Genomic DNA, 22140 nt, shown 5'->3' on the forward strand with positions numbered 1-22140 from the left:
GAGGCAGTCGCGCCGCATGGGTCTTTTAGAACGCGCTGTCCCGGAACTCGGCAGCCGTGACCAGAGGATCGCCCGCATAGAGTGCCGGGTGGCAAAGCTCCGCGACATCCAGCAACTGGAAACAGGCCAGGGCGGCGTCGGCTGCGTTTGCGAACGGACCGACCATGAGGGCAACTCCGCCGTCGGCCGTCTTCCTGTTCATCAACAGCGGGCGCAGGTCCCGCATGCGTTCCTCGTTCTGGGTCTTGAAATCAGCCCAGGCCTTTGCGGCCGCCGCCGACGTCCGGTAGTGGCCGATAATGGCGCCGAAATCGCTTCGTTTCAGCTGTCTGTCGCCACCGCCGCGCAAACGTCCGGAGGGAGTGGAAGGCGTGATGACCTTGGGGCGCAGCGTTGTCTGCGTCGGCGTGGGATCAAAGGCCTCAGGAGGTGCTGTTTCGGCTCCGGTCGGGATGGAGCCCGTTGAAACCGGCGCATCGGTGCTGTCCGGAAGCCGGACCTTTGGCGGCTGGATGCTGTCCTGTTTCCGGACGATGCGGACTGGGGCGTTCGGATTGTTCTCGGCGGCATCCTGCGCTTCCGTACCAGGCGTGTTTCGATAGAGGTTGATCAGCCTTGGCGCGGTTTTTGCCGGTTGCTCGGGGGATGGTTGCCCGGGGGATGGTTGCGGGACAGGACTGTCGGCGGCCTGGTGCGTTTCTCCAGCGGACGTTGAAGCGCTGGACCTGTCCGCATTCTTGGCAGGAGACGGAACCGGTTGAGGAGAGGGCGGCGGTGCCGGCACCGCTTTCGTGATCACCACACCGGGGCCTGGCTCAGCGGCGTTGTTGCCCGAGCGTCCCGCACCGGCGAGTTTTTCAAGCGCGGACTGCTTTTCCAGCGCGGCGATCCGACGAGAATAGGCCGCATTCTGTTCCGACAGGGCGCTCAGGCGACGCCGCAGGCCAACGATTTCAAGTTGCAGCACTTCGAGTTGACCCGAGTCCAGGGGAACAGACCGCGCGGTCGGCGTCTCGGCGGGTAACTGCATCACCTCGAGGGCAGCACCGGGAGTGGGTGTTCGGGAAATGGAGGCGGTGCTGTCGACGTCACCTGCCGGTGGCAGGGCGAGACCGGCCGGAACGCGGTCCACCGGACCAAATCCGGAATGGTCGTAGCTGAACTGATAGGAAGCCAGTCCTACGGTGCCCATGAAGACCGCTGCAGACGCCCAGGACAGCAGGCCGACACGCGAGGGCGTGATGGTCTCCCTGACGATGTCCCGAATGGACTTTTTCGCCTGCCGTCTTGTCAATATTCCTGGTTCCCGGGCCAGTTTGCGAATCTCTGCGAAGATACCCTATCTGGTGCGTATTATGGTTAATGAAACGCAAACCTGAACGGCTGCGCAGTCAGATCTTTCAATGTTCTGTGGATCGGGGCATATAGGAGCGCAATCGCGTCGGCGACGCACGGATATTTGACACTGGACCTTTTATGACAGCGCGTTCTTGCCTTTCCATTGTCCTGGCCGCGGGGCTGGGAACCCGAATGAAATCCGATCTGCCGAAGGTCATGCATGAAATCGGCGGACTGCCTCTGGTCGGTCACGTCGTCAAGGCGCTTGAAAAGGCCGGGTCGGAACGGATTTCGGTCGTCACCGGTCCCGACATGCCGACGCTGGAAAAGCTGGTCTATTCGCTGGCGCCTTCGGCGAGGTGCTACGTCCAGACAGAGCGCCTCGGCACGGCACACGCCGCGCTGGCCGCCAGACCGGCACTTGAATTTCCCGCCGATGATGTACTGGTCCTGTTCGGAGACACGCCGTTGGTGACCGCGGAGACCGTGGGGCGGGTTCGCAAGGCGCTTTCCGGCGGGGCAGACCTTGTGGTGCTCGGCTTCGAAACCAGAAGACCCTTCGGCTATGGACGGTTGCTGACCGAAAACGGCCGCCTTGTCGCCATTCGCGAAGAAAAGGATGCCTCGGAAGAGGAGCGCAGAATAACCCTGTGCAACTCCGGCATCATGGGTTTTTCAGGCCCTCACGCACAAGGCCTTCTGGAAGCCATCGGCAACGACAACGCAAAGGGCGAATATTACCTGACCGATGCCGTCGAGATCGCAAATGCGCGCGGCCTGAAGGTTGTTGCGGTGACCGGTTCAGAGGTCGAGACGCAAGGCATCAACACGCGCGCGCAACTGGCCGCCTGCGAAGCCGACTTCCAGGCACGCAAGCGCCGTGCCGCGTTGGAGAACGGCTGCACCATGCTGGCGCCGGCCACGGTGTTTTTCTCTCACGATACGGAACTGGCGGCGGATGTGACGGTCGAGCAGAACGTCGTGTTCGGCCCTGGCGTCAAGGTGGCCAAGGGCGCCCGCATTCGTGCCTTCAGTCACCTCGAGGGCGCCACGGTCGGCGAGGGCAGTGTTGTCGGCCCCTATGCGCGCCTGCGCCCCGGGGCCGTTCTTGGCAGCGACACGCGCGTCGGCAACTTCGTGGAGGTCAAGAACGCGACTTTCGGCTCCGGCGCAAAGGCCAATCATCTCAGTTATATCGGCGACGCCAGTGTCGGCTCGAAGTCGAATATCGGCGCAGGCACCATTACCTGCAACTATGACGGCTACCTGAAACACCGCACGGAAATCGGCGCGGGCAGTTTTGTCGGGTCGAACTCGACCCTGGTTGCGCCTGTCAAACTTGGGAACGGCAGCTTTGTCGCCGCCGGCAGTGTCATCACCGATGACGTTCAGCGGGATTCGATGGCATTCGGACGCGCCCGGCAGACGGTCAAGGAAGGCAAGGCCAAACAGTTGCGCGATCGTCTGCAGGCTGCAAAGGACAGCAAATCCTGACGAATTCGTCCCTTGTCACTTTCTGAAACAGGGATTGATTTCAGAATGATCGCTTCTGTCGTCTAAAGCATAGCGGTCTTTCAGGTTCATTTATCAAAGGGCATATTGCATGTGTGGCATCGTTGGCGTTTTGGGCCGTGTTGAAGTGGCGCCGCGGATCGTGGATTCGTTGAAGCGCCTGGAATATCGCGGTTACGATTCCGCCGGAGTTGCCACCCTGGTTGACGGACACCTGGTCAGGCGCCGCGCCGAAGGCAAGTTGCGCAACCTGGAGGCGGTCCTTGAAAAATCGCCCCTGCCGGGTACGGCCGGTATCGGCCACACCAGATGGGCAACACACGGCGCGCCGACCGTTTCAAATGCCCATCCGCATCTGGCGGGGGGCGTGGCCGTCGTCCACAACGGGATCATAGAAAACTATCTCGAACTGCGCGACGAGATCGCGGCGACCGGTGCCGTTCTGGAAACCGAAACCGATACGGAAGTCGTTGCCCACCTGATCAATCTGGTGATCGCACGGGGCAAAACGGCGCGCGAGGCTGTTGCCGAGGTTCTGCCGCGCCTGAAGGGCGCGTTCGCGCTCGCCATGCTGTTCTCCGGCGAAGAGGATCTCCTGATCGGGGCGCGGAAAGGCTCGCCGCTGGCGGTTGGCCACGGTGAAGGCGAGATGTTCTTCGGGTCCGATGCCATTGCGCTATCGCCGTTTACGGACCGGATCACCTATCTCGAAGAGGGCGACTGGGCAGTGCTGACCCGCTCCGGCGCCAGCATATTCGACAAGGACAACCGGCCGGTGGAACGGCCGGAAGCGCGGTCGTCCGTGACCTCCAGCCTGATGGAGAAGGGCAATTACAAGCACTTCATGGCCAAGGAAATTCATGAGCAGCCGGAAGTGCTTGGTCATACGCTGTCGCGGTATTTCGACTACACGTCGCAAAAGGCAAATGTCGACGGCGCCGACGCGTTGAAATTCAAGGACCTCTCAAGGCTGATCATCACGGCATGCGGGACAGCCTACCTGGCCGGCCTCGTGTCGAAATACTGGTTTGAGAAATATGCCAGGCTTCCGGTTGAAATCGACATAGCCAGCGAATTCCGCTACCGCGAGACACCGGTCAGCGACAAGGACGCGGCCCTGTTCATTTCGCAATCGGGTGAAACGGCCGACACCTTGGCCTCGCTCCGCTATTGCAAGACGCATGGCGCGACCATCGGGGCAATCGTGAATGTTCCGGAAAGCACGATTGCCCGCGAGTCCGACAGGGTGTTCCAGACCATTGCGGGTCCGGAGATCGGCGTTGCCTCGACCAAGGCCTTTACCTGCCAGCTTGCGGTGCTGGCCGCACTTGCGCTCCAGGCAGGCCGTGAACGCGGCGTGCTCAGCAAGGAACGCGAACAGGAGCTGGTGGCGGAACTGACGGAAGTGCCGAGCCTTGCCCTGAAGGCCCTGGCAAGCGAGGCGGATATCGAGAAGCTGGCCCATCCGCTGTCCAAGGCCAACAATGCGCTTTACCTTGGCCGCGCAACCAATTTTCCGCTCGCCCTTGAAGGGGCCCTGAAACTCAAGGAACTGTCCTATATCCATGCAGAAGGCTATGCCGCCGGGGAACTGAAGCATGGCCCGATCGCACTGATCGACGAGAACATGCCGGTTTTCGTCATCGCGCCCTATGATGCGATCTACGAAAAGACCGTGTCCAACATGCAGGAAGTGGCAGCACGGGGCGGGCGGATCGTGCTGATCACCGACGAACGCGGCGCTGCCGAATGCGGCAATGCGGCCAGGGACACGGTGATCCTGCCGAACATGTCCGATATCGTTGCCCCGATCATCTACGCGCTGCCGGTTCAACTGATCGCGTATCACACGGCGGTCTTCATGGGAACGGATGTCGACCAGCCGCGCAATCTGGCCAAGTCCGTCACGGTCGAATAGATGGCGGAAGACACCGACAGCAGCCGGATCATTCCTTTCGAGGACCGGTTCCGGTCCCAGGTCATCGCCTTGTGGGACAAGTGCGGGCTGACCCGGCCGTGGAACGATCCGGACAAGGATATCGATCGCAAGCTGTCCGACAGGAACGGGGTTTTCCTGCTTCTTCTGGTGGCCGACAGGCTCGTCGGGTCCGTCATGGTCAGCCATGACGGCCATCGCGGATCCATCTATTATCTCAGCATCGATCCGGAGTATCAGTCAGGCGGTCTTGGCAAGAAGCTCATGACCCATTGCGAGGCCTATCTCAAGGATCTTGGCTGCCCGAAGATCAACCTGTTCGTCCGGCGCGGAAACGAGGCGGTCATGACGTTCTACGAAGGGCTGGGATATGCCGAGGAGGCCGCCGTGCCCATGGGCAAAAGGCTTATTCCCGACGATTGACCTCAGACCTGGTTTGAACATTCGTCAATGGACGTGTTTTTCGGACCGCTCGGCCGGGTGAGCACGTAAACGGCGCATCCGCCGATGAACAGGCCGACCAGTACCCCGAGCCATAGCGAAGGCGAGGCTGTATAGAGAAACATGCCGTAGCCGAAGGCCATGCCGGCAACCGCAACCGTCTTGGCCTTGCGGTTGATGGCTCCATGTTCCCGCCAGGCAACCACCGGAGGACCAAACACGGAGTGGTTCAGGATACGCGCCTCGAGAGCCGGCGAGGAGCGTGCGAAGCAGGCGGCGGCGAGAATGAAGAATATGGTGCTCGGCAACAGGGGCAGGAAAGCACCGACTATGCCGAGGCCAACACATCCGGTTCCCAGAAGTTTGAACGTGGTTCGCCGCAACACTGCCTCCGAAATCGGCATTTTTGGGGTTGATCGCTAAAAAATTAATCGAGCGTAGGATACCGCCCCGCGATAAAGATGCTTATCTAGGGTCTGATCCTTTAAATGACGTGCGCCAACAGGGACTTCAAGCAGGTATCACCCATGAGCCGGCACAAACATAAATCAGAAGACGCGCACAAGATAGGCCATCACCGGCCTGGTGCGGCAACACGTCTTCGCAACTACTTCCTGACCGGCCTGGTCATCACCGGTCCGATCGGAATCACGTTGTGGCTGACCTGGACCTTCATCAAGTGGGTTGACGGGTGGGTGAAGCCGTTCGTGCCGAAACTCTATAATCCGGACACCTACCTGCCTTTTCCGATCCCCGGCTTCGGGTTGATCGTCGCGATCTTCGTCCTGACCATCGTGGGGTTCCTGGCCGCAAATTTTCTTGGCCGCAGTATGCTCTCTGTCGGCGAGAACATCGTTGGCCGCATGCCGCTGGTTCGTAATATTTACAGTGGCTTGAAGCAGATCTTTGAGACAATACTTGATCAGAGGGGCGACAGTTTCACCAAGGCGGCGTTGATCGAGTATCCGCGCAAGGGCCTGTGGGCGATCGTGTTCATCTCCACCGATACCAAGGGGGAAGTCGCCGCAAGACTGGAAGATCAGGCGGACACCATGTCGGTGTTCCTGCCGACAACGCCCAATCCGACTTCGGGTTTTCTGCTGTTCGTTCCCAAGGAGGACATCATAGAGCTCGACATGAGCGTCGAGGATGCCGCCAAGCTGGTGATATCAGCCGGACTTGTCAGTCCGAGACATCCGGAGACCCTGAAGGACAAGGTCGTCGATCCGGAGCAGCTGGAGCGTGTCCGGACGCCGGAAGACGCCTGAGGGTCCTGAACCGGGACTGTCATTCCATCGTGCCGGTGCTTCTCATCAGCTGACGCGAAATGGGTTTTGCGCGTTGCTGGCGCAATACGACCGCCGTTGTCACCGGCCCCAGCCGTGCAATTGTATCGACAATCCGCTCCAGATCGACGGGGCGGGGAACGATCACACGCAAGACGAAACAGTCTTCGCCGGTGACGCGGTCCACATTCACGATTTCCGGCGTTTCGGCAAAGAGCTGCAAGGCGCGGGGGATGTTCTCGTGTGTGGTCCTGAGCCGAAGCAAGGCTTGCATGGCCAGCCCCAGCGCCTGCGGGTTGATCCGCGCGCAATACCCGCCGATGATTCCCCGTTCCTCCAGCCGCTTGATACGTTCCGAAGTCGCCGGCTGCGACAGACCAACCCGCCGGCCGACTTCGGACACGGACAGACGTCCATCTTCCTGCAGGATTTCAAGAATTGCCATGTCGGTGGGATCTATTTTGATTTGCAAGGCAGCTCGGTCCGTGTCCTTGAAACTATCGGATTTTCGGTTCTTTTTCCGATGAAGTCTCATTCATTTTCTGTGATGCGGGCTAAATAATGGCCTCTCATCTTATGGATTACAGGAAATTTCAGCATGACGAAACTCGTATCGGTACCTGGAATCGGCAGTTCCGGGCCGGGGCACTGGCAAAGCAGTTGGGAAGGTCTTTTCGCCGGAAGTGTCCGGATATCTCCTGCGTCCTGGACGGAACCTGTGCTGGAGGACTGGATTGAAGCTATCGAACGGGAAGCGGATAGGACCGGGACGGGCGCGGTATTCGTATGTCATTCACTTGGATGCCTTGCGTTTCTGCACTGGGCCGCGGTGACGGCCTGTCCTTGGCGCGGTGCCTTTCTCGTCGGTATTCCCGATGCAAATGGGCCAAATTTTCCGGCCGTTGCAGCAGGATTTGAAATTTCGCGGATCAAGGCCGCAGACCGGCCCATCCTGGCCCTTGTGAGTTCAGATGATCCGTATGACCCGAAGGGTGTCGGTGCGGCCCTTGCCAGAAACGCGGGGGGAACGGTGATCGGTCTCGGCGCCAGGGGACATGTCAACGAAGCCAGCGGGCTTGGCGACTGGAGCGAGGGGCGGGCACTCTTCTCCGCGTTCTTGACGGGTCTCGCAACAAGATGAGCGTCATCCGGCTCTCAGCAGCCTGATCGCCGCGTCCCGTCCAAACAGGTAGAGCAGGCATCGGAGTGCCTCGCCGCGTTTGCTTTCCAGATCCGGATCGGTTTCCAGGATAAGCCGCGCGTCATCCCTGGCAACTTCCATCAGGTCGGCATGCTCTTCCGCGCGTGCGATCCGGAAGCCCGGCGTGCCGGACTGGCGGGTGCCGAGAATCTCGCCGCCGCCGCGCAGTTTCAGGTCTTCTTCCGCGATCAGGAAGCCGTCATTGGTCTGGCGCATGATGTTGAGCCGGGCTCCGGCCGTTTCGCCGAGCGGGCCCTTGTACAGCAGCACGCAGGATGACGGCTTGTCGCCGCGGCCGACCCGGCCGCGCAACTGGTGGAGCTGGGCAAGGCCAAACCGCTCGGCGTGCTCGATCACGATGATGGTCGCGTCCGGCACATCGACGCCGACCTCGATCACGGTGGTGGCGACAAGGACCTTGGTGACCCCGGACTTGAAGTCCGCCATGGCGGCGTCTTTTTCGTCCGCGCTCATGCGCCCGTGCACCAGGGACACCTTCTGCCGCAGCGCATGTTCCAGCACCCGGTGCCGGTCCTCGACTGCGGCGAGATCGATCTTCTCCGACTCCTCCACCAGCGGACAGACCCAGTAGACCTTCTGGCCGTCGGCGATGGCGGCGCCAACGCGCGAGATGATCTCGTCGAGACGGTCGAGCGAGACGGAGACCGTCGTGATCGGCTTTCGACCGGCGGGTTTGTCGGTGAGACGGGAGACGTCCATATCGCCGAACCCGGTCAGAACCAGCGTACGGGGGATGGGGGTGGCCGTCATCACCAGGACATCGACCCCCTGGCCCTTGGCCGACAGCGCCAGGCGCTGGTGCACACCGAAGCGGTGCTGTTCGTCAACAACGACTATGCCGAGATTTTTGAAGGTTACCGTGCCCTGGAACAACGCATGGGTGCCGACCACCAGGTCGATCTCGCCTGCATCGAGCTGTTCCTGGCGGATCCGCCTTTCCTTCTGGCTGTCCTTGCCGGTCATCAGGGCGAGGCGGATGCCGGCCTTGTCGCAGAGCGGCTTCATCGACGCATAGTGCTGGCGCGCCAGGATTTCCGTTGGCGCCATCAAGCCGCCCTGTGCGCCGCTTTCGATCACCTGGGCGAGGGCGGCCAGGGCGACCACGGTCTTGCCGGCGCCGACATCCCCCTGCAGCAGGCGCAGCATGCGCACAGGCTGGGCGAGGTCCTCGTTGATCTCCTGGATCGCTTTTGCCTGACTGCCAGTGAGCTGAAAGGGAAGGGCGTCAATCACCGCCTTCTGCAGGTCGCCCTTCGGCTGCCGCGCGATGCCGCCAAGCGTGCGCATATGGGCGCGGACCATGGCCAGCGCCAGCTGGCTGGCCAGCAATTCGTCATAGGCGAGGCGCTGCATGTAGGGCGAGGCCGGGTCGATGTCCTGCTGCTCCTTCGGGGCATGCAGGGTCTTGAGTGCCTCGGAAAAATCCGGCCAGCCGGTCTGGTGGAGGTGGGCTTCATTCAGCCATTCCGGCAGGTTTGGCAGACGGTCGACAGCGGCACGGACGGCCTTTTGCAGGGTCTTTGCGGCAAGGCCCGCGGTGAGTGGATAGACCGGCTCGATTGCCGGCATCTCTTCAGCTTCCTCCGGCTTCAGGGAATAGTCCGGGTGAACCATCTGGGGACGGTCGTTGAACCATTCGACCTTGCCGGAAACGATCCGCCGCTCGCCTTCGGGAAACGTTTTTTCCAACCAGTCCCGGCGCGGATGAAAGAAGACGAAGCTGATCTGGCCGGTGTCGTCATGGGCGCTGATCTTGTAAGGCGCCTTGGAATGTCGCGGTGGTGCCATATGCCGGCCGATGATCACATCCAACGTGACGATGTCGCCGTTTTCCGAATAGGCGATCCCGGGCCGGTGGCGCCGGTCGATCAGGCTGTGCGGAATGTGAAAAAGGAGATCTGCCACCGTGGCGTCGCGGTCCGGCTGGCCGCCGACCAGTCCCGAGACCAGCTTGGCGATCTTCGGTCCTATTCCGGGAAGCGTGGAAACCGGAGCAAACAGGGGATCGAGAACCGGTGGGCGCATGTTCGGTGAGAGTACCTTCGAAAAATCGGCGGGTGCACGGCAACTGGAGGACCTGTTCTGCCACGAAGACAGACAAGTGCGCAACAAATAGAACAATCTGTGAACTGGGCGCTGACAAGCCGAGACTCTGACGTTATATATCCGTCACGATTTCACCTGATCCGGCGCAGCGGCGAGCGATTGACCGAGCCTGCGAGCGCGCCGGCAGCTTCACATAGGCCTATCATGTCCGAGACGACCGGCGCACGCACCGAAGCTACCGGGGATACGCGCGATCCCCGCCGCAAGAAGATCCTGTTCCGCTGCTGGCACCGGGGCATGAAGGAAATGGACCTGTTGCTGGGCGGGTTCGCGGATGCGGAAATCGACAGCTTGAGCGAAGACGAACTGCGCGAGCTGGAACATCTCCTGACCGCGCAGGACCAGGATCTCTACGCCTGGATGACGGGCCGCACGCCCTTGCCGGACGAGTGGGACGGGCCGCTTTACCGGCGGATCATTGCCTATCACGAAGCCGCCGGTCCGGCCGGGTTTGCCAGATAACAAGATTTAAGGACGCATGCCGTGTTTGACAGGCTGCTGAAGGACCGCGCCAATGTCACGCTTGCCGGCGTGCCCGATGGCGCCGAAAGTTATGCGCTCGCACGGGTGATGGCTGAAAGCGCAGCGAGCGGGCTGTCGCTCGTCTTCATTGCCCGCGATGCCACCCGCATGGCGATGATCAGCGAGGCACTCGGATTTTTTGATCCGGAAATTGACATCCTGCAGCTGCCGGCCTGGGACTGCCTGCCCTATGACCGGGTGTCGCCGAACCCGGCCATCAGCGCACGCAGGCTGCTGGCGCTTGGTCAGCTGGCGCGCGGTCTCGAGACCGGCCGAAAGACCATTCTCCTGACGACGCTGAATGCCGCCCTGCAACGCGTGCCCGAACGCTCGTTCATGGCCGAACAGACGCTCTCCATGGCGCCCGGAAACCAGGTCAACATGGACAGCATTTCCGCCTGGATGGAAATGAACGGCTTTTCGCGCACGCCGACCGTGCGTGAAACCGGCGAATATGCCGTACGCGGCGGAATCGTCGATCTGTTCGCGCCGGGCTCGGAAGAACCGGTCCGCCTCGATTTCTTCGGCGATACTCTGGAATCGATCCGCTCGTTCAACGCCGAAACACAGCGCACCTCAAGGCAGCTCAAGCGTCTCGACCTGGTGCCCATGAGCGAGGTGGTGCTGTCGGAAGACGCGATCTCCCGGTTCCGGCGCTCCTATCTGGCGAATTTCGGCGCCGCCAGCCGTGAGGATGTCCTCTACCAGTCGATCAGCGACGGCCGCCGCTATGCCGGGATGGAACACTGGCTGCCGCTGTTTCACGAGCGGCTCGAGACCCTGTTCGACTATATCGGCGAGACACCGGTGGTCCTCGACACCAATGCGGCGGACGCGGTGCGTGAACGGGTCGACCAGATCCAGGAATATTACCAGGCGCGCCAGGAGGCCCGGGAAATGGGGACGGGCGCCGGCAACGTGCCCTATATGCCGGTCGAACCGGCAAGCCTCTATTTTTCTGAAGCCGAATGGACGGCTGCCATTGCAGACAGGGCCACGGCCTCGCTTGATCCGTTTACGCCGCCGCCGGGCAGCGGGAAGACCGTCATTGAGCTGGAGGGGCGTCAGGGCCGCAGTTTCGCGGCCGAACGGGCCGCCGGCGACGTCAACATTTTCGACGCGCTGACAAGTCATGTGCGAGATCTTCAGAAACAGGGCAAGCGCACGGTGATTGCCTGCTGGTCGGAAGGCTCGCGCGACCGGCTTGGCCAGATCCTCGGTGACCACGGCCTCGGGGCCGTTCACGAGGCTGACACGCTGACGGGCGTTGAGGACCTGCCCAAAAAGACCACGGCGCTTTGCGTGCTCGGCATCGAGCACGGCTTCGAGCTCAAGGACATCGCCTTTATCGGTGAACAGGACATTCTGGGCGACCGGCTGGTGCGCAAGTCGCGCCGCAAGGCCAAGGGCGCCAATGTCATCACCGAAGCCACCGGACTTTCGGAAGGCGATCTTGTCGTCCACGTCGAACACGGCATCGGCCGGTTCATCGGCCTGAAGACCATCGAGGCCGTCGGCGCGCCGCATGACTGTCTTGAGCTGCAATACCAGGGCGGCGACAAGCTCTACCTGCCGGTTGAGAATATCGAACTGCTGTCGCGCTATGGCTCGGAAGACCAGGAAGCCCAGCTCGACAAGCTCGGCGGCGGCGCCTGGCAGGCGCGCAAGGCCAAGCTCAAGAAGCGCATCCTGGAGATTGCCGACGGGCTCATCAAGACGGCTGCGCAACGGGCGCTCAAGACGGCGCCCGTGGTGGAGACGCCGGAAGGGGTCTATGACGAATTCGCGACGCGCTTTCCCTACGAGGAAACGGAAGACCAGCTGTCCGCGATCGATGCCGTCTTCGATGATCTGGCTTCGGGACGCCCGATGGACCGGCTGATCTGCGGCGATGTCGGCTTCGGCAAGACGGAAGTGGCGCTGCGGGCCGCATTCCTTGCAGCCATGTCCGGGCGCCAGGTTGCCGTGGTCGTGCCGACGACGCTTCTGGCACGCCAGCACTACAAGACCTTCTCCGAGCGTTTCCACGGGCTGCCGATCAATGTCGCCCATGCGTCGCGGCTGGTTCCCGCCCGGCAGCTGACCCAGACCAAGAAGGGCTTGAGCGACGGGTCGGTCGATATTGTCGTCGGGACGCATGCGCTGCTCGGCAAGTCGGTGCAGTTCCGCGATCTCGGCCTGCTGATCATCGACGAGGAGCAGCATTTCGGTGTCAAGCACAAGGAGCGGCTGAAGGAGCTGAAGTCGGACGTCCACGTGATGACGCTGTCGGCGACGCCGATACCGCGGACCCTTCAACTCGCCCTGACCGGCGTGCGCGAACTCTCCCTGATCGCGACGCCGCCGGTCGACCGGCTGGCCGTCAGAACCTTCGTGTCGCCCTTCGATCCGCTGGTGGTGCGCGAGGCATTGCTGCGCGAACATTACCGCGGCGGCCAGAGTTTCTATGTCTGTCCGCGTCTGTCGGATATCGCTGACCGGCGGGATTTTCTGGAAAATCAGGTGCCGGAGCTAAAAGTCGCCGTTGCCCATGGCCAGATGCCGCCGGGCGAGCTGGAAGACGTCATGAACGCCTTCTACGAGGGCAAGTACAACGTGCTGCTGTCGACGACGATCGTGGAATCAGGCCTCGACATTCCGACGGCCAACACTCTGATCGTGCACCGGGCGGACATGTTCGGCCTGGCGCAGCTCTACCAGCTGCGCGGCCGCGTCGGCCGGTCCAAGACACGCGCCTATGCGCTCTTCACCGTGCCGGCCAACAAGACGCTGACAGCGACGGCCGAACGGCGCCTCAAGGTGTTGCAGTCCCTGGAAACGCTTGGCGCCGGCTTCCAGCTCGCCAGCCACGATCTCGACATTCGCGGGGCAGGGAACCTGCTTGGCGAGGAACAGTCCGGCCATATCAAGGAGGTCGGCTTCGAGCTTTATCAGCAGATGCTGGAAGAGGCGGTTGCCCAGCTCAAGGACGGCGGCGCGGATTTCGGCGACGAGCAATGGTCGCCGCAGATCAATATCGGCACGCCGGTTCTGATCCCGGAAGACTATGTCGCCGACCTGCAGCTGCGCCTGCAGCTCTACCGGCGTCTCGGCGATGTCACCGAGGCGGAGGAAATCGATGCCTTCGGCGCGGAACTGATCGACCGCTTCGGCCCGCTGCCCGACGAGGTCCAGCATCTCCTGAAGATCGTCTACATCAAGGGACTGTGCCGCAAGTCCAACGTGGAGAAGGTCGACGCCGGGCCGAAGGGCATCGTCATCACCTTCCGCAATTCCGAATTCGCCAACCCGGCGGGGCTGGTCTCCTACATTGCCGAGCAGGGTGTGCTCGCCAAGATCCGGCCGGACCAGAAGATCGTGCTGACCCGCGACTGGGACAAAACGGATGCGCGGCTCAAGGGCACGGCGACGGTGCTGACCAAGCTGGCGCGGCTGGCAGCGGTTTGATTTCATCAAAGGCCGCCAGAAAACGCGTGTCATTCCCGCGAAAGCGGGAACCCAGGATTCTTCATCGTTCGCGTGAGATCACTAAGAATTGCCCGGGAGTCCTGGGTCCCGGCTCGCGCTGCGCTTGGCCGGGATGACAATCTTTTTGATTGGCAGCTGATGAAACAATCAAGCAGGGGCGTGGACCGCAAGACTCAGTCCCCCTCCGCCCATCCTTCTGCCCCTACCAACGGCACATAGGCGACCCCTCCGAGATCGTCGGTCTTGAATTCTTTTTCCGATACCCGCCGGACCCGGACAAGATCCTGCATGCGCCTCGTAGGGCCGACCGGAATCACCAGGCGACCTCCAACCCTCAGTTGCTGTTTCAGGGGGGGGCGGGATTGCACCATCCGGAGTGTGTCGGACCGATCTATTCTGTGTTCAGTAGCGGTACTGGGGCAGAGCACGAAGCTGGCCAATATGATAATGCGTGTCAAAAGGTGACAAAGTGGAAGATGCGCACAAGTTCTTTTGGTACTGCGAGATGGTGACAGTTGCTGGATTGCTCCAGCGGCGCAATCTGGCGAAACTGGGAAAATGAATTAAGAATTTTCAAATCTCTTCCAGTAAGCGGAATAAGGTGCAATATCGAATTTGTTTGCCTTTCTCGAGCTGGGGACTCTCTGTGACTGATTGTATAAAATTGCCAATTATTGCGGCCGCTCTGTTTTTCAATATTTTTAACAGTTTAAATGCAGCGAGTACTGCCGTAATCAGTGTGCCAAACGTGGGTGTTTCTTATAATAATACTTACGATAACAATCGTCTCCGTCTTGTTTCTGGAGCTGATATTCCCGAGAGTTGTGTGGGATTCTTTCAAGTGAAGATCCCGACATTGGAAGATGGATTGTTTGAGATTTCACAGTGTTTGAGTGCGCTAAAGGCAAATAGAATTAATCATGAAAGAGCATCTGAAACTATTCATTACATCTATAGAAATACATTGGTGAATCATGTGAATTACAATAAATCTAGAAAAATACTTAGCTATATAATTAGCGATGTTTGCGATGCGGAAATGTATGGCAAGAAATTTTCTAAAGAGGATGTTGTGGACGTGATTTCGTTTGTTCAAGGAAGAGGGCTCTGGGGTGATGAAAGTAAAGAGGTTACCCGGAACTCGAGAGTGCTTTCGAAAATATATCTGTATTCAGAGGAATGTCTATCTGCTTTTGAGGTATTGGGGAAGGAGTAAAATTTTTGAAATTGGTAAAGCGAATAACTTGGTAGTTTTTCTGATCAATTAGCTGGTGCGTTTGAATAAAACGGAAAATGGCATGCAGGTGGCCAAAATATTTATTGTTTGAAATTTTTACTTCGACGTTTGGCGAAAAATTATTTCATGCTGCGAATGAAATCTTGAGGGGATGCCTTGCTCTTGAGCCGCGGTTCGTACTGAAACCGAATTGATCTGACAGTTGCTGTTTGCTTGAGCCGAGTATGCAGCTTTGGTTCTTGATGTCGTTTTCTCCTTCGTTTGCAGTCCTTCGGAGTGGTCGTCCTCGTCCATTTCGACCGTTGTTCTACCGTGCATGTCGCGTCACTGTTATGGGTGTTATGGGTGCCTCACATTGCTGTGGACAGACAGCTTGTCATTGGCTGCCAGATTAGCTGTCTTCCGCCCATCCTTCAGCCCCCACCAACGGCACATAAGCCACTCCGCCCAGATCGTCCGTATTGAATTCCGTTTCCGATATCCGCCGGACCCGGACAAGATCCTGCATGCGCCTCGTAGGGCCGACCGGGATCACGAGGCGGCCACCAACCTTCAGTTGCTGCTTGAGGGATTCGGGGACGGTCGGGGCACCGGCGGCGACGGCGATGGCGTCGAACGGGGCCTTGTCAGGACAACCCAGTGTGCCGTCCGCGCACAGGACTTCCACATTGCCGTAGCCGGCGGCTTCAAGATTGGTCCGCGCCAGATCTGCAAGTTCTGGCAAACGCTCGATGCTGATGACGGAAGCTGCCAACTCACCGAGGACTGCTGCGGCGTAACCTGAGCCCGCACCGATGTCGAGGACGGTGTCCTCGGGCGATATTTCCAGCAATTCGCATGTCAGGGCAACAACATAGGGCTGGGAGATGGTCTGGCCGGATCCGATGGGCAGCGGGCCGTCCCAATAGGCGCGGTCCTGCTGGTCCTCAGGCACAAACAAGTGCCTTGGCACTTTTTCCATGGCTGCCAGAACCCGTTCGTCGCTGACACCGCGCCGGCGCAGCTGGGTTTCAACCATCTCCTTGCGTTCGTTCGCAAACGGGTCCACGGCTCCTCTCTTTCAATACACATTTACCGTGCATTTGATCGGCTGTCTCAAGACTCTATTAAACCTAAAACCGCATAGTGGTGGCACCAAGAGGCCAGAGTATAGCGTTAAGGTCCCAAGAGTGCCCCGAGCAGCCACGAGACAGCGTAAAAAATCCATTCTCCGCCGCCTGATCACGCCCGCCATCGCCATTGCGGCGCTTGGTTATTTCGGCTTTCACGCGATGAGTGGAGAATTGGGCATGGTCGGCCGGGCCATGATCGAGCGCCAGGTTTCCGAACTGGAAGCCGAACTCGAGACGCTGACCGCCGCGCGCGAGGCACTCGTCGCCCGTGTCAGTCTGCTGCGCCCGGAGAGCCTCGATCCGGACATGCTGGACGAACGGGCCAGGCTCAATCTCAATCTGGTCCACCCTGACGAGCTGGTCGTGCTGCGTCCGGGGCATCGTTACAGCATGAACTGAAAACAGGTTCATTTTTGCTACTTAACGGAAATCAGGTTAAAATCAAAAATATCAAGCCAAGTCATTAACTTGCGTGCGTTTCGCAGTGCGAGATTGATGGATTGGATTGACAGCGACTACAGGATAAGTTGCCACTACCTGTCTTAGGGGAAACTTCACGCCGAGAAGAGGGTTATGGCCACAGCATCAAAGACCACTTCCGCTAGCTCCAAGAGTGCCAGCCGGACACGCAGCTCCGCCAAGAAGGCGAAGCCTGCGATCGCAGAGTTCGACAAGGACCAGGAACTTCACGCCTATCGTGAAATGCTTCTGATCCGCCGATTCGAGGAAAAAGCCGGCCAGTTGTACGGCATGGGACTCATCGGTGGATTCTGTCATTTGTATATCGGGCAGGAAGCTGTCGTTGTCGGCCTGCAGATGGCCAAGAAGGACGGCGATCAGATGATCACCGGTTATCGCGATCACGGTCACATGCTGGCGATGGATCTCGATCCGAAGGGTGTCATGGCCGAGCTGACCGGGCGCCGCGGCGGCCTGTCGAAAGGCAAGGGCGGCTCCATGCACATGTTCTCCAAGGAAAAGCACTTCTACGGCGGCCACGGCATCGTCGGCGCCCAGGTGTCTCTGGGGACCGGTCTCGGCTTCGCCAACAAGTACCGCGAGAACGGCAACGTCGCGATGGCGTTCTTCGGCGACGGCGCGTCCAACCAGGGCCAGGTCTACGAGAGCTTCAACATGGCCGAGCTCTGGAAGCTGCCGGTCGTCTATGTCGTCGAGAACAACAAGTACGGCATGGGCACCAGCGTTTCGCGCGCGTCCGCAACGACCGACCTGTCCCAGCGCGGTGCGTCCTTCAACATTCCGGGTGAACAGGTCGACGGCATGGATGTGCGCGCCGTCATGGCTGCCTCCGAAAAGGCCCTGAAATGGTGCCGGGACGGCAAAGGCCCCTATATCCTTGAAATGATCACCTACCGCTATCGCGGCCACTCCATGTCCGACCCGGCGAAATACCGCTCCAAGGACGAGGTCCAGAAGATGCGCACCGAGCACGATCCGATCGAGCAGGTCCGCAAGCGTCTCCTGGACAAGGAATGGGCGTCGGAAGACGATCTGAAGGCCATCGACAAGGACGTCAGGGCCAAGGTCGCCGAAGCCGCGGAGTTCGCCCAGACCGATCCGGAGCCGGACGTGTCCGAGCTCTACACCGACATTCTGCTTTAACGCCGGGGATTATCATGCCTATCGACATTTTGATGCCGGCGCTTTCGCCGACAATGGAAGAAGGTAAGCTCGCCAAGTGGCTGAAAGCCGAAGGCGACAGCGTTACCGCCGGCGACGTGATCGCCGAGATTGAAACCGACAAGGCCACCATGGAAGTGGAAGCGGTCGACGAGGGCACGCTTGGCAAGATCCTGGTCGCCGAGGGTACCGACAACGTCAAGGTCAACGAGAAGATCGCTGTTCTCCTGGCCGACGGCGAGGATGCCAGCGCCATCGACGCCGCTGCCTCGGCTCCCGCTGCTGCACCGGCCCCTGCCGCGGCAGAGGCACCGAGCGCTCCGGCCGTTGCGTCCGCTCCGACACCGCAGGCCCCGGCAATGGATACGCCCGAGGATCCGGAAGTTCCGGAGGGCACCACGATGAAGTCCTCCACCGTGCGCGAAGCCCTGCGCGACGCCATGGCAGAGGAAATGCGCCGCGATCCGGACGTCTTCGTCATGGGTGAGGAAGTCGCCGAGTACCAGGGCGCCTACAAGATCACGCAAGGCCTGCTCGACGAGTTTTCGGCCAAGCGCGTCATCGACACGCCGATCACCGAGCACGGTTTTGCCGGCATGGGTGTCGGCGCGGCCATGGCCGGGCTGAAGCCGATCGTCGAGTTCATGACCTTCAACTTCGCCATGCAGGCGATCGACCAGATCATCAACTCCGCCGCCAAGACGCTGTACATGTCCGGTGGCCAGATGGGGGCCCCGATCGTGTTCCGCGGTCCGAACGGTGCCGCAGCCCGGGTCGGTGCGCAGCATTCCCAGGACTATGCTTCCTGGTATGCGCATGTGCCCGGCCTGAAGGTGATCCAGCCGTATTCGGCAGCGGACGCCAAGGGACTTCTGAAGGCCGCGATCCGCGATCCGAATCCGGTGATCTTCCTCGAAAACGAAATCCTTTACGGACATTCCTTCGAGATCCCGGACATGGACGATTTCGTCCTGCCGATCGGCAAGGCCAAGATCGAGCGCGGCGGCACCGACGTGACGCTGGTTTCCTGGGGCATCGGCATGACCTACGCCCTGAAGGCCGCGGACGAGCTGGCCGGCATGGGCATCTCCGCCGAGGTCATCAACCTGCGTACCATCCGTCCGCTGGACATCGACACGGTGCTGGCCTCGGTCCGCAAGACCGGCCGGATCGTCACGGTGGAAGAAGCCTTCCCGATGTGCTCGGTCTCCTCGGAGATCGCCTTCCAGGTCCAGGAAAAGGCCTTCGACTATCTCGATGCGCCGATCCTGCGCGTGACCGGCAAGGACGTTCCGATGCCTTACGCCGCCAATCTGGAAAAGCTGGCCCTGCCGAGCGTTCCGGAAGTCATCGACGCGGTCAAAGCCGTCACCTACACAGCCTGAGGCGAGGGACACGGACATGCCAATCAATATCACCATGCCGGCTCTCTCTCCCACCATGGAGGAGGGCAACCTGGCCAAGTGGCTGGTCAAGGAAGGCGACACGGTTTCCGCCGGTGACGTCATCGCCGAGATCGAAACCGACAAGGCCACCATGGAAGTGGAAGCCGTCGACGAGGGCAAGGTCGGCAAGATCGTCGTGCCCGAGGGCTCCCAGGGCGTGAAGGTCAACGAGCTGATCGCCGTGCTCCTGGAAGACGGCGAGGATGCCAGTGCCATCGATGCATCCGGTGGCGGGGCCGCTCCGGCGCCGTCCGGCGGCGATGCCGTTCCGGCCGTGCCGGAAAGTGCACCGGCCATCGAGGTCGGCGCCAAGGCAGCGACCGATCCGGTGCCCGCGCCGAAGGCGGCCGATGGCGGACGCATTTTCTCCTCGCCGCTGGCGCGCCGTCTGGCACAGCTCAACGGGCTGGACCTGAAGGCCCTGTCCGGCAGCGGTCCCCACGGCCGCATCGTCAAGCGCGACATTGAAGCAGCCCTGGAAGCCGGAACGGGCAAGGCCGCACCGGCCGCCGCCGAGGCTCCGAAGGCAGCTGCTGCCGCGGCCCCGGCAACCGGCCCATCCGCGGACCAGGTGCTCAAGCTGTTCGACAAGGACAGCTACGAGCTCGTGCCGCATGACGGCATGCGCAAGACCATCGCCAAGCGCCTGACGGAGTCCAAGCAGACCATTCCGCATTTCTACGTTTCCGTGGATGTGGAGCTGGACGCCCTGCTGGCCCTGCGGGCCCAGCTCAACGGCGCGGCGGCAACCGACAAGGACGGCAAGCCGGCCTACAAGCTGTCGGTCAACGACATGACCATCAAGGCGCTGGCCCTTGCGCTGCGCGATGTTCCGGATGCCAATGTGTCCTGGACCGACGACAACATGGTCATGCACAAGCATGCCGATGTCGGTGTCGCGGTGTCCATTCCGGGCGGCCTGATCACCCCGATCATCCGCAGCGCGGAAGAAAAGCCCCTGTCGGTGATCTCCAACCAGATGAAGGACCTCGGCAAGCGCGCGAAAGAGCGCAAGCTGAAGCCCGAGGAGTACCAGGGCGGCACCACGGCGGTGTCCAACATGGGCATGATGGGCGTGAAGAACTTCTCCGCGGTCGTCAATCCGCCGCACGCGACCATCCTGGCGGTCGGTGCCGGCGAGAAGCGCCCGGTTGTCAAGGACGGCGAACTGGCGGTTGCCACCGTCATGTCCGTGACGCTCTCCACCGACCACCGCTGCGTGGACGGTGCCCTCGGCGCGGAACTCCTGGCCGCCTTCAAGGGCTACATCGAAAATCCGATGAGCATGCTGGTCTGATGAAGGCTCTCCGGCGCGGCGGCAACGCCGCGCCGTTTTTGAACTATGACTTCTTGCGCCGGGGAACACACCATGGCTGATACCAATTACGACGTGATCATCATCGGCTCCGGGCCGGGCGGTTACGTGACCGCGATCCGGTCCGCCCAGATGGGCTTCAAGACCGCCATTGTCGAACGCGAACACCTGGGCGGCATCTGCCTCAACTGGGGCTGCATCCCGACCAAGGCGCTGCTGCGCTCCGCCGAGATCTTCGACCACGCCAACCATGCCAAGAGCTTCGGCCTGACGCTGGAGGGCACCATGAAGGCCGACGTCAAGGATGTCGTCGCGCGGTCGCGCGGTGTCTCGGCACGGCTCAATGGCGGCGTCGGCTTCCTGATGAAGAAGAACAAGATCGACGTGATCTGGGGCGAAGCCAAGCTGACCAAGCCGGGCGAGGTCGTTGTCGGCAAGTCCACCAAGCCGGTGGTCGAACCTCAGAACCCGGTGCCGAAAGGCGTGAAGGGCGAGGGCACCTACACCGCCAAGCACATCATCATCGCGACCGGCGCCCGCCCGCGTGCGCTGCCGGGCATCGAACCGGACGGCAAGCTGATCTGGACCTATTTCGAGGCGATGAAACCGGCCAAGATGCCGAAATCGCTCGTCGTTATGGGGTCCGGTGCGATCGGCATCGAATTCGCCTCCTTCTACCGTTCCATGGGCGTCGACGTCACCGTGGTCGAGCTGATGGCCAACGTCATGCCGGTCGAGGACGAGGAAATCTCGAAATTTGCCCGCAAGGCTCTGGAAAAGCGCGGCCTGAAGATCATCACCGAAGCCAAGGTGACCAAGGTCGACAAGGCGGCGAATTCGATCACCGCCCATGTCGAGACCAAGGACGGCAAGGTCAGCCAGATCACGGCCGACCACCTGATCTCCGCCGTCGGCGTCCAGGGCAATATCGAGAATATCGGTCTTGAGGACCTCGGCGTGAAGACCGACCGCGGTTGCGTCGTCATCGACGAATACGGCCGCACCAACGTGCCGGGTCTCTATGCCATCGGAGATGTCGCCGGTCCGCCCATGCTGGCCCACAAGGCCGAGCATGAGGGCGTCATCTGCATCGAGAAGATTGCCGGTGAGAAGGGCGTTCATCCGATGGATCACCGCAAGATCCCGGGCTGCACCTACTGCAACCCGCAGGTCGCCTCCGTCGGCCTCACCGAAGCCAAGGCCAAGGAACAGGGCCGTGACATCCGTGTCGGCCGGTACATGTTCAACGCCAACGGCAAGGCCATCGCGCTCGGCGAAGACAACGGCATGATCAAGGTGATCTTCGACAAGAAGTCAGGCGAACTTCTCGGCGCGCACATGTGCGGCGCGGAAGTGACCGAACTGATCCAGGGTTTTGTCGTTGCCATGAACCTGGAAACGACCGAGGAAGAGCTGATGCACACGATCTTCCCGCATCCGACCCTGTCGGAAATGATGAAGGAATCGGTGCTCGATGCTTACGGCAAGGTTCTGAACGCCTGATCGGACAGGGCCCCGGTGACAAGATCCGCCGGGGCCGTTTCGTCTGGAGAGCGGAC

Annotated in this window: 19 protein-coding genes; 13 read left to right on the forward strand and 6 right to left on the reverse strand. The window is 60.8% G+C overall.

What is annotated here, in order from left to right; translation table 11 throughout:
* Nucleotides 1-25: 25 nt before the first annotated feature.
* Nucleotides 26-1294 carry a hypothetical protein gene (locus tag O6760_RS23180; protein ID WP_269582027.1) on the reverse strand — a complete coding sequence of 423 codons (1269 nt, stop codon included), beginning with the start codon at nt 1292-1294 and terminating at the stop codon, nt 26-28.
* 182 nt (nt 1295-1476) lie between these two features.
* Here O6760_RS23180 and glmU point away from each other — a divergent pair, with 182 nt between their 5' ends.
* The 3 genes from glmU (at nt 1477) to O6760_RS23195 (ending at nt 5209) form a co-directional block, all read left to right on the forward strand.
* Entirely contained in the window at nt 1477-2832 is a 1356-nt protein-coding gene (gene glmU, locus O6760_RS23185; protein WP_269582028.1) for a bifunctional UDP-N-acetylglucosamine diphosphorylase/glucosamine-1-phosphate N-acetyltransferase GlmU, read from the forward strand.
* Nucleotides 2833-2941: 109 nt separating this feature from the next.
* Nucleotides 2942-4768: a glutamine--fructose-6-phosphate transaminase (isomerizing) gene (glmS, locus tag O6760_RS23190; protein ID WP_269582029.1), complete on the forward strand. Its 1827-nt coding sequence runs from the start codon at nt 2942-2944 to the stop codon at nt 4766-4768.
* Nucleotides 4769-5209, forward strand: a complete 441-nt coding sequence (locus O6760_RS23195) for a GNAT family acetyltransferase (protein ID WP_269582030.1) — start codon at nt 4769-4771, stop codon at nt 5207-5209.
* Nucleotides 5210-5211: 2 nt separating this feature from the next.
* Here O6760_RS23195 and O6760_RS23200 read toward each other — a convergent pair whose 3' ends face one another.
* Nucleotides 5212-5631 (reverse strand): YbaN family protein, encoded by a 420-nt coding sequence (locus tag O6760_RS23200; protein ID WP_442969821.1) that lies wholly within the window; start codon nt 5629-5631, stop codon nt 5212-5214.
* A gap of 123 nt (nt 5632-5754) precedes the next feature.
* Between O6760_RS23200 and O6760_RS23205 the strand changes: the two genes are divergently transcribed.
* Nucleotides 5755-6495 carry a DUF502 domain-containing protein gene (locus tag O6760_RS23205; RefSeq protein ID WP_269582032.1) on the forward strand — a complete coding sequence of 247 codons (741 nt, stop codon included), beginning with the start codon at nt 5755-5757 and terminating at the stop codon, nt 6493-6495.
* A 19-nt stretch (nt 6496-6514) separates the two neighbouring features.
* On the opposite strand, the gene O6760_RS23210 is transcribed toward O6760_RS23205, so the two are convergent.
* Complete coding sequence (locus O6760_RS23210) at nt 6515-6958, reverse strand: Lrp/AsnC family transcriptional regulator (RefSeq protein WP_269582033.1); 444 nt, start codon at nt 6956-6958, stop codon at nt 6515-6517.
* Nucleotides 6959-7111: 153 nt separating this feature from the next.
* On the opposite strand from O6760_RS23210, the gene O6760_RS23215 reads away from it, so the two are divergent.
* Nucleotides 7112-7654, forward strand: a complete 543-nt coding sequence (locus tag O6760_RS23215) for an RBBP9/YdeN family alpha/beta hydrolase (protein WP_269582034.1) — start codon at nt 7112-7114, stop codon at nt 7652-7654.
* Nucleotides 7655-7657: 3 nt separating this feature from the next.
* On the opposite strand, the gene recG is transcribed toward O6760_RS23215, so the two are convergent.
* The gene (gene recG / locus O6760_RS23220) at nt 7658-9760 is read right to left on the reverse strand and encodes an ATP-dependent DNA helicase RecG (RefSeq protein ID WP_269582035.1); all 2103 of its coding nucleotides are present in this window, start codon (nt 9758-9760) and stop codon (nt 7658-7660) included.
* 225 nt (nt 9761-9985) lie between these two features.
* On the opposite strand from recG, the gene O6760_RS23225 reads away from it, so the two are divergent.
* Together O6760_RS23225 and mfd are read left to right on the forward strand one after the other, a co-directional pair.
* Nucleotides 9986-10303 carry an FAD assembly factor SdhE gene (locus O6760_RS23225; protein WP_269582036.1) on the forward strand — a complete coding sequence of 106 codons (318 nt, stop codon included), beginning with the start codon at nt 9986-9988 and terminating at the stop codon, nt 10301-10303.
* A gap of 21 nt (nt 10304-10324) precedes the next feature.
* Nucleotides 10325-13810, forward strand: a complete 3486-nt coding sequence (mfd, locus tag O6760_RS23230; protein ID WP_269582037.1) for a transcription-repair coupling factor — start codon at nt 10325-10327, stop codon at nt 13808-13810.
* 194 nt (nt 13811-14004) lie between these two features.
* Here the strand turns inward: mfd and O6760_RS33390 are convergent, their stop codons facing one another.
* The gene (locus O6760_RS33390; protein WP_332306202.1) at nt 14005-14202 is read right to left on the reverse strand and encodes a hypothetical protein; all 198 of its coding nucleotides are present in this window, start codon (nt 14200-14202) and stop codon (nt 14005-14007) included.
* A 275-nt stretch (nt 14203-14477) separates the two neighbouring features.
* On the opposite strand from O6760_RS33390, the gene O6760_RS23240 reads away from it, so the two are divergent.
* Nucleotides 14478-15047, forward strand: a complete 570-nt coding sequence (locus O6760_RS23240; protein WP_269582039.1) for a hypothetical protein — start codon at nt 14478-14480, stop codon at nt 15045-15047.
* Nucleotides 15048-15459: 412 nt separating this feature from the next.
* Here O6760_RS23240 and O6760_RS23245 read toward each other — a convergent pair whose 3' ends face one another.
* Nucleotides 15460-16116 (reverse strand): protein-L-isoaspartate(D-aspartate) O-methyltransferase, encoded by a 657-nt coding sequence (locus O6760_RS23245; protein ID WP_269582040.1) that lies wholly within the window; start codon nt 16114-16116, stop codon nt 15460-15462.
* A gap of 121 nt (nt 16117-16237) precedes the next feature.
* Between O6760_RS23245 and O6760_RS23250 the strand changes: the two genes are divergently transcribed.
* The 5 genes from O6760_RS23250 (at nt 16238) to lpdA (ending at nt 22084) form a co-directional block, all read left to right on the forward strand.
* Nucleotides 16238-16579, forward strand: coding sequence for an FtsB family cell division protein (locus O6760_RS23250; RefSeq protein ID WP_269582041.1), 342 nt, complete (start codon nt 16238-16240; stop codon nt 16577-16579).
* Between the two features lie 174 nt (nt 16580-16753).
* Nucleotides 16754-17803 (forward strand): pyruvate dehydrogenase (acetyl-transferring) E1 component subunit alpha, encoded by a 1050-nt coding sequence (gene pdhA, locus O6760_RS23255; protein WP_269582042.1) that lies wholly within the window; start codon nt 16754-16756, stop codon nt 17801-17803.
* A 14-nt stretch (nt 17804-17817) separates the two neighbouring features.
* Nucleotides 17818-19206: a pyruvate dehydrogenase complex E1 component subunit beta gene (locus tag O6760_RS23260; RefSeq protein WP_269582043.1), complete on the forward strand. Its 1389-nt coding sequence runs from the start codon at nt 17818-17820 to the stop codon at nt 19204-19206.
* Between the two features lie 16 nt (nt 19207-19222).
* Nucleotides 19223-20563 (forward strand): pyruvate dehydrogenase complex dihydrolipoamide acetyltransferase, encoded by a 1341-nt coding sequence (locus O6760_RS23265; RefSeq protein ID WP_269582044.1) that lies wholly within the window; start codon nt 19223-19225, stop codon nt 20561-20563.
* 72 nt (nt 20564-20635) lie between these two features.
* Nucleotides 20636-22084 carry a dihydrolipoyl dehydrogenase gene (lpdA, locus tag O6760_RS23270; protein ID WP_269582045.1) on the forward strand — a complete coding sequence of 483 codons (1449 nt, stop codon included), beginning with the start codon at nt 20636-20638 and terminating at the stop codon, nt 22082-22084.
* Nucleotides 22085-22140: the final 56 nt, after the last annotated feature.

The sequence above is a fragment of the Roseibium sp. Sym1 genome, assembly GCF_027359675.1.
Taxonomy (GTDB): Bacteria; Pseudomonadota; Alphaproteobacteria; order Rhizobiales; family Stappiaceae; genus Roseibium.